This is a genomic window from Rahnella sp. WP5, assembly GCF_000745615.1.
Classification (GTDB): Bacteria; Pseudomonadota; Gammaproteobacteria; order Enterobacterales; family Enterobacteriaceae; genus Rahnella; species Rahnella aceris.
In genome coordinates this window covers 104,155-117,721 of the sequence record NZ_JQJR01000013.1, presented here as the reverse complement: position 1 = coordinate 117,721, position 13,567 = coordinate 104,155, and the positions used below count along the sequence as shown (strand labels likewise).

The window sequence follows — 13,567 nt, the reverse complement described above, 5'->3', positions numbered from 1 at the left end:
GTCATCAATAATGATGAAAAGGGCGCAAAAATGGCAGATAAACTGCGGGTGGCAATTATTCTCAATCCCGAACTTCCGCCGGGATTACTGGCGAACACGGCAGGCGTAATTGGCATCGGATTAGCGGCAAAATTCCCGATGCTGGCGGGCAGTTCGCTGACTGACGCAAAGGGTGTCACGACCGATACTATCTCTAAAACTCCGCTGCCGATTCTGCAGGCCACGCCCGATCACATTAAGGCGCTGATGTTTAAAGCACTGGACGCAGCAGGCGAGCGCAGCGTGGTGCCGTTCCCGGCATTTGCGCGCACGATGCATCAGTTTGAGCAATACGAAATGACGTTCCCGTTGCGGGATTTATACGATGAAGTGATCGACGGTGTCGGGCTGGTGGGGCCGGAAAAGTGGATTAAATCGCTGACGGGAAACCTGAAGTTATTGCGCTAATGTGTTGAAGATACAGATATAAAAAAGACCGAATACAGGGATGGTATTCGGTCTGAGTTTTGCGCTAATCCGTATTCAGCTCGTCGCTTTCAGTTGCGGATAGCGTTTGAAAATCGTCAGACACCAGACGAACGCAATGCAGCCGATCAGGCCACCGGCGTAGCCGATGTTGCTCATTTCCAGATGCAGACTCACCTGATTGCCGATCAGCGCGCCGGCACCGATACCGATGTTATAAATACCGGAAAGCAGCGCCATTGACACGTCGGTGGCGTCGGTCGCCAGCGCCAGCACGCGCACCTGCATTGCCAGGCCGAGAATCATCATCGCCAGTCCCCAGATAATACACAGCACTGAAATCGCGACCGGATTCATCACCGCCACAAACAACAGCAGCATGCTAAGCGTGACCAGCAGGATCGGGCCGCTGAGCATGGCTGCCGGGAAACGGTTGCCAAGCAAACTGAACGCAATGCTGCCGAGAATACCCGCGCCGCCGAAAATCAGCAGCAGGAAAGTGGTGAAGTTTTCACCCATGTTGGCAACACTCTGGATAAACGGTTCGATATAACTGTATGCCGTATAGTGAGCGGTCACTATCAGCGCAGTCAGGAGATACATACCGACCAGCGCCGGACGGCGGAACAACATCGGCACGCTTTTCAGTGAGCCGGTATGTTCACTTGGCAGCGGCGGCAGCAGTTTAATCAGACAAATCAGTGTCATCAGCGCAACGATGCCGATGCTCATAAAGGTGGTTCGCCAGCCAAGATACTGACCGATAAGACGACCCAGCGGCAAGCCGAGCACCATCGCCAGTGCGGTGCCGGTCGCTAACATACTGAGTGCCTGCGTTTTTTTACCGGCCGGTGCCACACGGATCGCCAGTGAGGCGGTGATCGACCAGAAAATGGCGTGGGCGAGGGCGATACCGACGCGCGAGGCCACCAGACTCCAGAAATCCCAGGCGACGACAGATAACGCATGGCTGGCGATAAACAGGCAAAAGATGATGATCAGCAGGCGCTTTCGTTCAACGTTGCGGGTCAGCAGCATCAGCGGCAGCGACATCAGCGCGACCACCCACGCGTAAATGGTCAGCATCAGGCCAACCTGTGCTGTCTGCATATTGAAACTGGCGGCGATGTCGGAGAGTAATCCGACGGGCACAAATTCAGTGGTATTGAAGATGAATGCGGCAATAGCCATCATCACAACGCGAAGCCATGCTGTCCTGCGCGAAACGGTATCTGATTGCATTGAAATTTATGACTTATAAGAAGATGTTGAAATCAGGCATCTGTCTGCCAGATGCCTGTTGAACGCATAGTGTGTTTTATTTGTTCGAAAAATGAAACAGAAAATTGGCCTATCAGATAAATCTTCAGGCGACAATTTTAGTGATGGTAACTGTGATGTTCCTCACGCATTGTCGTGAGGATTGATCAGGGAAGTCAGTACGTGATCCTGCCAGCAACCGGCAATTTTCAGATATGACTTCGCATACCCTTCGCGTTCAAAGCCCAGGCGCAGTAGTACGCGCTCACTTTTATGATTGTCCGGAATATAGCTGGCCATAATGCGGTGCAGACCCTGCTCGCGAAACAGGTAATCAATGGCGGTTGTCAGCGACCGATGCATCAGTCCTTTTCCCTGCTGGTTTTCCGCGACCGAATATCCCAGATGGCAGGCCTGAAAGGGGCCGCGGGCGATGCCGGTAAAATTGCAGGCACCGAGCATGTCACCGGTTTCACGGCTGATGATGCCAAACTGGAATGCCGTACCGCAGGCCGCTTCATCAAAAGCATTGCTCAGACGGACCCGCAGGGTTTCAGGCGCGTAAAAGTTCGCTGGCCGCAAAGGCTCCCACGGCGCGAGATGCGCGGCGTTATCGCGAAAATAAGCATGAACGACAGCCGTGTCTTCCGGCCCCAAAATTTTAAGGTAAAAATCAGCGTTCGTGACGGCGAGTTCCATGGTGGTCCCTTAAAGCCTGTAGCGGAGAGGGCGGTAAGTGTAGAGGATTCATCAGGAATTGGAATGCCAGCACCAGTGCCACGGTTCATAAATGAATCCCCAGGGATTGTTCAGCGGGAATGACATCACAAAACCGAATCCGGCGGCGTGGCTTTGCAGCCACTGAAAAGCTTCTGTTTCACCAAAAACGCCGGTCACTTCGTCGCAGCCGGGCGTATTGATATCCACGGCGCAGCCGGTGTGATGCTCGCTGCATCCGGGCGGCGCCAGCGAGGTAAAGAAATCTTCCGGGGCGATGCCTGCCAGTTGTTTGGCGCGGATTAAATCAGCCTGATAATTCAGGCTGCGGTAGGCGGAAACCAGATAAATCCCCACGCCGTCAGTAGCCGCCTGCTGTCTCATGGTATGCCAGGCGGCAGAGGCGGGGGCGGTCAGACGGTATATTTTACCGCTTTCGGCATCCGTTTCCGCCTCCACCAGTAAGTGCTCACTTACTTCTTCAAAATACGGCAGCGTGCGATGTGCGATAACCGCCGGGTCGATATGCAGTTCCCGCAGTATCTGCTCCGTTTGCGATTTCAGTGCCGCCGGGTTCATGCCGGTTCGTCTCCCGCACGGCCGATCACATCATTCATGGCTTCCGTCATCGCCTTACCTGCTGAGCGCATCGACTGCTGATAGCGCGAAGCGGCAACAACAAATGCATTAAGAAGCTGAGTATCCTGCGCATGTTGCTGATATTCAGGGTGCCATTGCACACCAAGACAGAAATCATAGCCTTCACATTCAATGCCTTCGATCACGCCGTCGGGTGCGTAAGCATTGACGATACAGCCGGGACCGACGGATTTCACTGCCTGATGGTGTGAGCTGTTCACGACGTAATGGTCACGATCTACGCAGCGGCTGAGCAGTGAACCTTCAACAATTTCTACCGGGTGACGCGCGCGTTTTTTGCCGCCCGCGTTTTCGGTGTCGACAGTGGTGCTGTGCTCCAGGGCATCGGGCAGCGCATCGGGAATATGCTGATGCAGCGTGCCGCCGGTTAATACGGCAAGCAGTTGCTGGCCACCGCAAATCCCGAGCAGCGGCATATTGCGCTGCATGGCACCTTTAACAATGGCTTTTTCAAATTCGGTGCGGGCGGGTTTCAGGCGAACCTGATCACTGGTTTGTTGCTCATTAAACAGTTCAGGCGGTACATCAAACGCCCCGCCGGTCACGACAATGCCGTCGCACAGCGCCAGATATTCATCGGCCAGCGCCGCGTGATGTGGCAACGCCAGCGGAACGGCACCCAGTTCCGCCAGGCTGTTCATATAGTTCTGACGTAAGGCGTACCAGGGATAATCGGCATAGCCACCGGCTTCCTCGCTGTCGAGCGTTACCCCAATGACCGGTCTGGATTGAAATTTTGTCTGCATTCGCCTGAGTCCCTGCATGGAAATGAAAAACAATCAGAAATTTCACCATATCAAGCCGTGGTCGGCGCAAACAATATAAATTATCTATAGGTCATATTTTCAGGATTTAGCTCTGGTTTTCTCACCTGTTCGGGTGGGATCTCAGTGCATTTTCCGCACTAACTCCGCGTTTTCCTGACAAAATTCCGGTCTTCGTTGACACTTCCTGATGCTTTTTTGTTGCGGTCTTCAATATTCATTCTCATTTAGTGATTAACATTAGATGCCTCGAAAGGATAAATTAGCGGGTATAATTCATCCTGCTGATAGAAATAGAAATTCTTAATTGCTAACGAAATCTTTACGTTGTCCTAAAAACAGACACCCGCACTTTTCGGGGATAATGGTTTTTTGACTGATATTGAAAATCTCTGGTTGAAGGTCATTTTTCAGCTGTTTTCTCCTCATTAATACTGCGAAACCAAGAAATTTATGCTGCCGACTGCCTCGTCTCGTTCCAAAAAACGCACATTCGTGTGGGTTATTGTCGCCATTATCGTTGCCGCGATCCTGGTCTGGTTTTTTGCTTTCCACCAAAGTGCCTCTGATCCCTCTGCCCATAAAAAACCGGGCCGTGGCGGTATGCGCGCAATGCGCGGCCAGATGATGGCAGGAATGGCAACGCCGGTGCAGGCAGGAAAGGCCACACAGGCCGATGTGCCGGTGTATCTGCGTGCGCTGGGCACGGTGGTGGCGAACGCGACGGTGACGGTGACCAGCCGTGTCGATGGTCAGCTGATGAAGGTGTATTTCACCGAAGGGCAGAAAGTGGAGCAGGGTCAGTTGCTGGCGCAGATTGATCCGCGCAGTTATCAGGCCACGCTGGAACAGTATCAGGGCGATTTAGCGCAGAATCAGGCGCTGTCGAAAAGTGCCGAACTGACGCTGGCGCGTTACCGCAAACTGTATGCACAGGATTCCCTGGCGCGTCAGGATCTGGAAAGCCAGATTGCGACCGCCGGTCAGTACGCGGGAGCAGTGAAAGCCGATCTGGCGCAAATCGCCGCCGCTAAGCTGAACCTTGAGTACGCTAAAATCACCGCGCCGGTCAGCGGCCACGTCGGCCTGCGTCTGGTGGATCCGGGCAACATGGTCACCAGCAGTTCGACCACCGGCATCGTTACCATTACCCAGACTCAGCCGATTGCCGTGACCTTCAGCGTGCCGCAAAGCAATTTGCAAACCCTGCTCAAAGCCCTGCGCGGCGGCAATCAGTTGCCGACTACGGCTTTTGACCAGAGCGGCAGCGAAGTGCTCGGACAGGGCAAACTGCAATTTATCAGCAACGAAATTGACACCAGTACCGGCAGTATCAAGCTGAAAGCGTTGTTTGATAATGACGATGAAAAACTCTATCCGAATCAGTTTGTGAATGCCCGTCTGCAGGTCGCGACGCTGAAAGATGCCACGGTGATCCCGGCGGCGGCATTGCAGCTGAGCAGCGACGGCGACTTTGTGTATGTGGTGAAAGCCGACAGCACCATTGAGCGTCGCAGCGTGAAGTCCGGCCCGGATTTTGGTGATGACCAGGTGGCGATTTTGTCCGGCGTGAAGCCGGGCGAGCAGGTGGTCACCACCGGTATTGACCGTCTGAACAACGGCACCAAAGTCGAGATTGTCACACCGAATTCCGGTGAGGCTGCAGCAGCAGGTGGCTCTTCCAAAGAGCGTCAGCAGAGCGGCGGTGTGGATAAAGCCACTACCGGTGCGGATAAAACGGCCGTCGCGCCTGATGCACCCCCAACTACAGCCGGTAAAGACAGCGGGTCTAAATGAATCCTTCACGCCTCTTTATACTCCGGCCGGTCGCGACCATTCTGCTGATGGTCGCCGTGCTGTTGTCGGGGATTTTCGCCTACAACATGCTCTCGACCTCGGCGCTGCCGCAGGTCGATTACCCGACCATTCAGGTGACCACGCTGTATCCGGGCGCCAGTCCGGACGTGATGGCGTCGGGTATTACCGCGCCGCTTGAGCGTCAGCTCGGGCAGATGGCGGGGCTGAGTCAGATGTATTCCACCAGCGCCAGCGGCTCCTCCATTATTACGCTGAAATTCTCGCTGGATTTGTCCCTTGATGTGGCTGAGCAGGAAGTGCAGGCGGCGATCAATGCCGCTGACAGCCTGCTGCCAAGCGATCTGCCTAATCCGCCGACTTACAAGAAGGTGAATCCGGCGGATGCCGCAGTGCTGACATTAGCCGCGACCTCTGAATCCCTGCCGCTGACCAAAGTGCAGGATCTGGTGAATACCCGCGTGGCGTTGAAACTGTCGCAGATTTCCGGCGTCGGTATGGTCACGCTGGCGGGCGGGCATCAGCCTGCGATCCGCGTGCAGGTGGATCCGCGCAAGCTGGCGGCGCATAACCTCAGCATGGAAACCATCAACACGCTGATCGGCAACAGTAACGTTAACGGTTCCAAGGGGGGCTTTGACGGGCCGCACCACTCGATCACCATCGATGCCAATGACCAGCTGCGCACTGCCGCTGAATACGGCAACCTGATTGTTAATTATGAAAACGGGGCGGCGCTGCGTTTGCGCGACGTCGCGACGCTCTCCGAAGCCGCGGAAAATCAGTACCTTTCTGCGTGGGCGAACAAACAACCGGCGATCATTATCAGCGTTCAGCGTCAGCCGGGCGCCAACGTGATTCAGGTGGTGGATGCCATCAAAGCACAACTGCCGAAATTGCAGGAAGCGCTGCCGGAGTCGGTCAAAATCAGCGTGATTTCTGACCGTACCCAGACTATCCGTGCCTCGATCAGCGACGTTCAGTTTGAGCTGTTGCTGTCGATTGCGCTGGTGGTGATGGTCACCTTCCTGTTCCTGCGTAATGTCGCGGCGACGCTGATCCCAAGCGTGGCCGTGCCGCTCTCGCTGGTCGGCACCTTTGGTGTGATGTACCTGTGTGGTTTCAGTCTTAACAACCTCTCGCTGATGGCGCTGACCATCGCCACCGGTTTTGTTATCGATGACGCCATCGTGGTGGTCGAAAACATTTCACGACGCCTCGAAGAGGGCGAAACGCCGATGCAGGCGGCGCTGAAAGGTTCGCAGCAGATCGGATTCACCATTATTTCCCTGACCTTCTCGCTGATTGCGGTACTGATCCCGCTGCTGTTTATGGGCGATGTGGTCGGGCGTCTGTTCCGCGAATTCGCCATTACCCTGGCCGTGTCGATTCTGGTATCGATGGTGGTGTCGCTGACCCTGACACCGATGTTGTGCGCCTATTTGCTGCGTCACACGCCGGAAGAAAAACAGAGCAAGTTTTACCGTAAAGGCGGTGAGTTTTTTGACAAAATGATCGCCGGTTACGATCGTATGCTGATCGTGGTACTGAACCATCAGAAGCTCACGCTGCTGGTCGCTGCCGCGACGTTAGTGTTCACCGCGTTGCTGTACGTGATTGTGCCAAAAGGGTTCTTCCCGTCGCAGGATACCGGCATGATCCAGGGGATCACCCAGGCCTCGCAGGATGTCTCCTTCAGCGAGATGGGGCGTCGTCAGCAATTACTGACTGCCGCTATCCTCAATGATCCGGATGTGGAAAGCGTGTCCTCTACCATCGGCGTGGACGGCAATAACACCAGTCTGAACAGCGGACGTTTGCAGATCAGCCTGAAGTCCTTTGATGAACGCAGCGAACGTGCACCGGCGATCATTGAACGCCTGAAGCAGGAGACCGCAGGCGTGCCGGGCATTGAGCTTTATATGCAGGCTTCGCAGGATCTGACGGTGGACGATCAGGTCACGCCAAGCCAGTACCAGTTCACACTGGATGATGCCGACAGCGAAAATCTGGTGCAATGGACACCGAAGCTGATTGAGAAACTCAGTGCATTGCCGGAGTTCAGCGAAGTGGTCAGCAACCTGCAAAATCAGGGGCAGATAGCCTATGTGGAGCTCGATCGCGACGCTGCCGCACGCTACGGTATTACGGCGTCTGACGTCGATACCGCGCTGTACAACGCTTTCGGCCAGCGGCTGGTTTCCACCATCTTTACCCAGGCGAACCAGTACCGCGTGGTGCTGGAAGTGGCCCCGCAGTTCCAGCAGTCACCGGCTTCTTTTGACGATGTCTATCTGGCGACCAACAACAGCACCTCAACATCCGGCACGGTGGCGACCACCACCAGCACCACGTCTTCTTCGACATCGGACAGCGGCACCTCGACCACCACCACCAATGCCGGGGCGACCAATGGCATGGTCAAACTGACGTCGATTGCCAAAATCCACATGCGCACCGGCGCATTGTTGCAGGCGCGCCTCAATCAGTTCCCGGCGGTCACCGTCTCCTTTAACCTCAAAGACGGTTATTCGCTGGAGCAGGCGCAGCAGGCGATCAAAACCACGGTGGCTGATATCGCCATGCCGGACAGCATCACTTTGCGCTATCAGGGTGCGGCGGCGTCATTTGAAAGTGCCACCGGCAACACGCTGTGGCTGATCCTCGCCGCACTGCTGACCATGTATGTCGTGCTCGGTATTCTGTACGAAAGCTTTATTCATCCGGTGACCATTCTTTCCACGCTGCCGTCGGCGGCGGTCGGTGCATTGCTGTCGCTGATCTTTGCCGGTACGGAATTCAGTCTGATCGCACTGATCGGGGTGATCCTGTTGATCGGCATCGTGAAAAAGAACGCCATTATGATGATCGACTTTGCGCTGGATGCGGAAAACAAACAGGGATTATCGCCGCGTGAGGCGATTCACCAGGCGTGTTTACTGCGTTTTCGTCCGATCATGATGACCACCATGGCCGCGCTGCTCGGGGCGTTGCCGCTGATGCTGGCGAGCGGATCCGGCGCGGAACTGCGTCAGCCGCTGGGGCTGGTGATCGTCGGCGGTCTGATCTTCAGTCAGGTTCTGACGCTGTTCTCCACGCCGGTGATTTACCTGATGTTTGACCGGCTTTCTCACCGCCTTAATCCACGTCACCGGCGTGCAGCGAAGCAGGCGGAATAAATGAACATTTCGCGTTTCTTCATCTTCCGCCCGGTTGCGACATTGCTGCTGACGATGGCGATACTCCTGCTGGGTTTGCTCGGGTATCGCCTGCTGCCGGTGGCACCGCTGCCGCAGGTCGATTTTCCGACCATTCTGGTCAGTGCCAGTCTGCCGGGTGCCAGTCCTGAAACCATGGCGGCGACGGTGGCGACGCCGCTGGAAAGGGCGCTCGGGCAAATCGCCGGTGTGACGGAAATGACCTCGCGCAGTTCGCAGAGTTCGACCAGCGTCATTTTGCAATTCGATCTCGATCGCGACATCAACGGCGCGGCGCGTGACGTTCAGGCGGCGATTAACGCCTCCCGTGCATTACTGCCGAGCAGCATGCCGTCGCTGCCGACGTACCGCAAAGCCAACCCGTCGGATGCGCCGATCATCATGCTGGCGCTGACCTCGGCCACGCGCAGTAAAGGTGAGTTGTACGATATTGCCTCAAGCCAGTTGCAACAGAAAATCGCACAGGTTAACGGCGTCGGGCAGGTTTCTCTGGTGGGTTCGGCGCTGCCGGGCGTGCGCATTGATTTACGCCCTGAAGCCGTCACCTCTTACGGGATTTCCCTCGACACCATTCGTGCTGCGATTGCCGACAGCACCAGCAACCTGCCGAAAGGCTTGCTGCAAGGGTCGGATCAGTCGTGGATGATTGAAGGCAACGGCCAGCAAAGTACCGCCGCGCAGTACAAAACGCTGATTGTCACCTACATCAATGGTTCGGCCATCCGCCTCAGCGATATCGCCAATGTGTATGATTCCGTCGAAGACAAATACAACGTCGGGTATTACAACAGCACGCCGTCGGTGATGATTGGTGTAACGCGCCAGGCTGGCGCGAACATGCTGGAAACCATTCAGGCGATCAAAGCCGCGCTGCCGCTGATGAAAGAAAGTCTGCCGGGCGACGTGCAACTGAACCTGGCTCTGGATCGTTCGCCTAACGTTTCCGCTTCCCTGCGTGATACGGAAATGACCCTGATGGAAGCCACGCTGCTGGTGATCGCGGTGGTCTTTGTGTTCCTGCGTAACTGGAATGCTGTGCTGATCCCCGCCGTGGCGCTACCGGTGTCACTGATCGGGACCTGCGCGGTGATGTATCTCCTTGGCTACAGTCTGGATAACCTCTCGATGATGGCGCTGATCATCTCCACCGGTTTCGTGGTCGATGATGCCATTGTGGTGCTGGAGAACATTACGCGGCATATCGAAGAGGGAATGGGACCGGTGCGGGCGGCGCTGAAAGGCGCACAGGAAGTCAGCTTCACCGTGCTGTCGATGACGCTGTCGCTGATCGCGGTTTTCATTCCGATCCTGCTGATGGGCAGTATCGTCGGGCGTCTGTTCCGCGAATTTGCGGTGACGCTGAGTGTCTCGCTGATCATCTCGATGCTGGTGTCACTGAGCCTGACGCCGATGCTGTGCGCACGTTTCCTCAAACGTAAACCGCCGGTGGAAAAACGTCAGCCGCGCATCTACCGCATGATCGAGCATGGCCTTAACAAACTGCTGGCGGCCTATTCTGCCGCGCTCGGCTGGGTTATGCGCCATCAGCTGATCACGCTGGTCGGGTTGTTCCTCACCGTGATACTCAATTTCTATCTTTATACCGTGGTGGAAAAAGGTTTCTTCCCGGATCAGGACACCGGCATGCTGATGGGCATGTTGCGTGCGGATCAGAACACCTCGTTCCAGTCGATCCAGCCGCAGGTGCTGAAATACAGCAAGATCATTCAGGACGATCCTGCGGTAGAAGCGGTGATGAGTTCGGCGGGCAGCGGCGGCTTTGGTTCACGTAATACCGCCACGTTCTTCGTGCGTCTGAAAGATTTCGACAAACGTACCTCGACCGCCAATCAGGTGGCTAACCGTCTGATGATGGCGACCGGCAAGGAGCCGGGCGCGCAGTTGTTCCTGATGGCGGCGCAGGATCTGCATATCGGCGGGCGCAGCGCCAACGCGCAGTATCAGTACAGTCTGCAATCTGACGATCTTTCGGTGTTGCGGGAATGGGCACCGAAGGTGCAGAAAGCGCTGGCGAAACTGCCGCAACTGACCGGTGTGGATTCCGATGCACAAACCGGCGGTCAGGAGGTCATGCTCAATATCGACCGGGATCGTGCCACGCAACTGGGCGTGAACGTGAAGATGATTGACACGTTGCTCAACAATTCTTTCAGCCAGCGGCAGGTTGCCACGATCTATAAAACGCTGAACCAGTATCACGTGGTCATGAACCTGACGTCTGACTACACCAGCAATCCGGATGTGCTGCATCAGCTGTATGTCGTGACCGATTCTGGTAATCAGGTGCCGTTGTCGGCGTTTGCCACCTTCAGCGGCGCCAACGCACCGCTGTCGGTGTCCCATCAGGGGCAGACGGCGACCACGACTATCGCGTTCAACCTCGCCGACGGCTATGCGCTGGAAGATGCGCAGGCTGCGCTGAAAACCGCCATGGCACAAATCGGCTTGCCGGATACCGTTCATGGCAGTTATGCGGGGACGGCGCAGGCGTTTGAAGCGCTGGCCAGTTCCATGCCGTGGCTGATCCTGGCCGCGCTGGCGGCGGTATATATCGTGCTCGGCGTGTTATACGAAAGTTATATTCACCCGCTGACCATTCTTTCCACGCTGCCTTCCGCCGGGCTGGGGGCGCTGTTGCTGATGCTGATGACCAATACGCAACTGACGGTGATCGCGCTGATCGGGATCCTGCTGCTGATCGGCATCGTCAAAAAGAATGCGATCATGATGATCGACTTCGCGCTCGACGCCGAACGGCGGCTGGGTCTGACGCCACAACAGGCAATCACTCAGGCCTGTCTGATGCGATTCCGTCCGATCCTGATGACCACGCTGGCGGCGTTCTTTGGTGCCCTGCCTCTGGCAATGGGCAGCGGGGGGGACGCGGATCTGCGCAGTCCGCTGGGTCTGGCAATTGCCGGCGGGCTGGCACTGAGCCAGATCCTGACGTTATTCACCACGCCGGTGGTTTACCTGTATATGGATCGCACCAGCCGCGCGACGCATCGTCTGTGGCAACGTCTGCGTCCTCACGCGACGCCGCCGGAGGCCAGTTCTCATGACTGATCACACTGAAACTCATTACCCTGAAGCGAATCTGATGACTCTGCAAAAAACACGTTCAATGGTGTTCCGTCTTGCTCCGCTGGCGCTGGCCTTACTGGTCAGCGCCTGTGCCGTCGGCCCTGATTACAAACGGCCGGATGTGGCTATGCCAACGGCATTTAAAGAAGCCAAAGGCTGGACGGCCGCGATCCCGAAAGATAATCAGGCCAAAGGCGACTGGTGGGCGGTGTATCAGGATCCTGAGCTGTCGTCCCTGCTGACACAGGTGCAGATTTCCAACCAGAACGTTGCCCAGTACGCCGCGCAGTACCGCGAAGCCCAGGCACTGGTGACGCAGGCGCGTTCTGATTTGTATCCTTCCGTGGATGCCACCGTCGGCAGCACGCGCAGTGGCACCTCAACCTCCACCAGCAACAGCCAGTCCGCACAATTGAGTGCAAGCTGGGAACTGGACTTGTGGGGCAAACTGCGCCGCACGGCGGAAGAACAGGATGCCAGCGCGCAGGCCAGCAAGGCCGATCTGGCTGATGCGACGCTCAGCGCGCAATCCGAACTGGCGCAGGATTATTTCCAGTTGCGGGTGATGGATCAGCAAATCGCGTTGTATAAGCAAAGTATTGACGCCTATCAGCGTTATCTGACCGTGATTGAGAACCAGTATGCCGGTGGCAGTACCTCGCGTGGCACACTGGCGCAGGCACAGACTCAGTTGGAAAGTACCAAAGCGTCGGCGCTGGATCTGCAATGGCAGCGCGCCCAGCTTGAGCACGCTATCGCCGTACTGATCGGCAAACCGCCAGCGCAGTTCAGCCTCGCCGCCCGCGACGTAAAACTGAACCTGCCTGCGATGCCGGATGCGATTCCGTCGCAACTGCTGCAGCGTCGTCCTGATATCGCCGCTGCTGAGCGCACCATGGCCTCTGCCAATGCGGCAGTCGGTGTCGCCACTGCTGCGTATTATCCCGATCTGACCTTAAGTGCCAGCGGCGGTTTTGCCAGCTCGGCCTTCCATAACCTGTTCTCGTTGCCAAACCGCGTCTGGTCTTTAGGCCCGGAACTCAGCCAGACGGTACTGGATTTCGGTTCCACCCGTGGCAAAGTGGCACAAGCCGAAGCTGCGTATGACGCCGACGTCGCCAGTTATCGCCAGAGCGTGTTAACCGCGATGCAGGAAGTGGAAGATTATCTGGTTGAACTGCACACGCTGGACAGCGAACTGGTCGCCCGCCAGAACGCCGCCGATTCCGCCAAGGAATCCGCCCGCGTGACCTACAACCAGTATCAGGCGGGGATGATCGACTATCTCGACGTCGCGACCACCGAGAACACCAGCCTGACCCAGCAACAAAGCGTCCTGTCACTGCTCAGCACCCAGATGGTCACCAGCGTCAAGCTGATCGCCGCACTGGGCGGGGGATGGAACGGGGATGTGGGTAAGTAAGAGAGTTTGAATTATCTCTGCACGAAGGACACATAAAACGGTCTTTGGTGTAGAGATTCATATCAGAAAAACCTTAATCGAAGCACGTATCAATATTGATAATGGCAGCGATTAAGCCGCCATTCCTTAGTATAGAATCT

The 13,567-nt window shown here is 56.2% G+C and carries 9 protein-coding genes; 5 read left to right on the top strand and 4 right to left on the bottom strand.

What is annotated here, in order from left to right:
• The first annotated feature begins 30 nt into the window (after positions 1-30).
• Positions 31-447 (top strand): DUF2000 domain-containing protein, encoded by a 417-nt coding sequence (locus EX31_RS13410; RefSeq protein ID WP_013574124.1) that lies wholly within the window; start codon positions 31-33, stop codon positions 445-447.
• Between the two features lie 75 nt (positions 448-522).
• Here the strand turns inward: EX31_RS13410 and EX31_RS13405 are convergent, their stop codons facing one another.
• From EX31_RS13405 to EX31_RS13390, 4 genes are all read right to left on the bottom strand, one after another.
• On the bottom strand, positions 523-1,707 hold the full coding sequence (locus EX31_RS13405) for a sugar transporter (protein ID WP_037035209.1): 1,185 nt from the start codon (positions 1,705-1,707) through the stop codon (positions 523-525).
• A gap of 162 nt (positions 1,708-1,869) precedes the next feature.
• On the bottom strand, positions 1,870-2,424 hold the full coding sequence (locus EX31_RS13400; protein ID WP_037035206.1) for a GNAT family N-acetyltransferase: 555 nt from the start codon (positions 2,422-2,424) through the stop codon (positions 1,870-1,872).
• Positions 2,425-2,475: 51 nt separating this feature from the next.
• A complete protein-coding gene (locus EX31_RS13395; RefSeq protein WP_015689419.1) occupies positions 2,476-3,021 on the bottom strand; it encodes a M15 family metallopeptidase in 546 nt (181 codons plus the stop codon).
• Positions 3,018-3,848 (bottom strand): gamma-glutamyl-gamma-aminobutyrate hydrolase family protein, encoded by an 831-nt coding sequence (locus EX31_RS13390; protein WP_037035205.1) that lies wholly within the window; start codon positions 3,846-3,848, stop codon positions 3,018-3,020. The genes EX31_RS13395 and EX31_RS13390 overlap by 4 nt, the downstream gene beginning before the upstream one ends.
• Positions 3,849-4,319: 471 nt before the next feature.
• On the opposite strand from EX31_RS13390, the gene EX31_RS13385 reads away from it, so the two are divergent.
• From EX31_RS13385 to EX31_RS13370, 4 genes are read left to right on the top strand one after another with little or no spacing between them, the layout of a single operon-like run.
• The gene (locus EX31_RS13385; RefSeq protein WP_037035204.1) at positions 4,320-5,663 is read left to right on the top strand and encodes an MdtA/MuxA family multidrug efflux RND transporter periplasmic adaptor subunit; all 1,344 of its coding nucleotides are present in this window, start codon (positions 4,320-4,322) and stop codon (positions 5,661-5,663) included.
• Entirely contained in the window at positions 5,660-8,860 is a 3,201-nt protein-coding gene (locus tag EX31_RS13380) for an efflux RND transporter permease subunit (protein ID WP_037035203.1), read from the top strand. Before EX31_RS13385 ends, EX31_RS13380 begins: the two co-directional genes overlap by 4 nt.
• A complete protein-coding gene (locus tag EX31_RS13375; protein ID WP_037035202.1) occupies positions 8,861-11,986 on the top strand; it encodes an efflux RND transporter permease subunit in 3,126 nt (1,041 codons plus the stop codon).
• On the top strand, positions 11,979-13,427 hold the full coding sequence (locus EX31_RS13370; protein ID WP_037035201.1) for an efflux transporter outer membrane subunit: 1,449 nt from the start codon (positions 11,979-11,981) through the stop codon (positions 13,425-13,427). Before EX31_RS13375 ends, EX31_RS13370 begins: the two co-directional genes overlap by 8 nt.
• Positions 13,428-13,567 lie beyond the last annotated feature (140 nt).

Bases quoted from the DNA above. Each gene is read 5' to 3' on its own strand.
- EX31_RS13410 (WP_013574124.1), top strand. From the start codon at position 31: ATGGCAGATAAACTGCGGGTGGCAATTATTCTCAATCCCGAACTTCCG.
- EX31_RS13405 (WP_037035209.1), bottom strand. From the start codon at position 1,707: ATGCAATCAGATACCGTTTCGCGCAGGACAGCATGGCTTCGCGTTGTG.
- EX31_RS13400 (WP_037035206.1), bottom strand. From the start codon at position 2,424: ATGGAACTCGCCGTCACGAACGCTGATTTTTACCTTAAAATTTTGGGG.
- EX31_RS13395 (WP_015689419.1), bottom strand. From the start codon at position 3,021: ATGAACCCGGCGGCACTGAAATCGCAAACGGAGCAGATACTGCGGGAA.
- EX31_RS13390 (WP_037035205.1), bottom strand. From the start codon at position 3,848: ATGCAGACAAAATTTCAATCCAGACCGGTCATTGGGGTAACGCTCGAC.
- EX31_RS13385 (WP_037035204.1), top strand. From the start codon at position 4,320: ATGCTGCCGACTGCCTCGTCTCGTTCCAAAAAACGCACATTCGTGTGG.
- EX31_RS13380 (WP_037035203.1), top strand. From the start codon at position 5,660: ATGAATCCTTCACGCCTCTTTATACTCCGGCCGGTCGCGACCATTCTG.
- EX31_RS13375 (WP_037035202.1), top strand. From the start codon at position 8,861: ATGAACATTTCGCGTTTCTTCATCTTCCGCCCGGTTGCGACATTGCTG.
- EX31_RS13370 (WP_037035201.1), top strand. From the start codon at position 11,979: ATGACTGATCACACTGAAACTCATTACCCTGAAGCGAATCTGATGACT.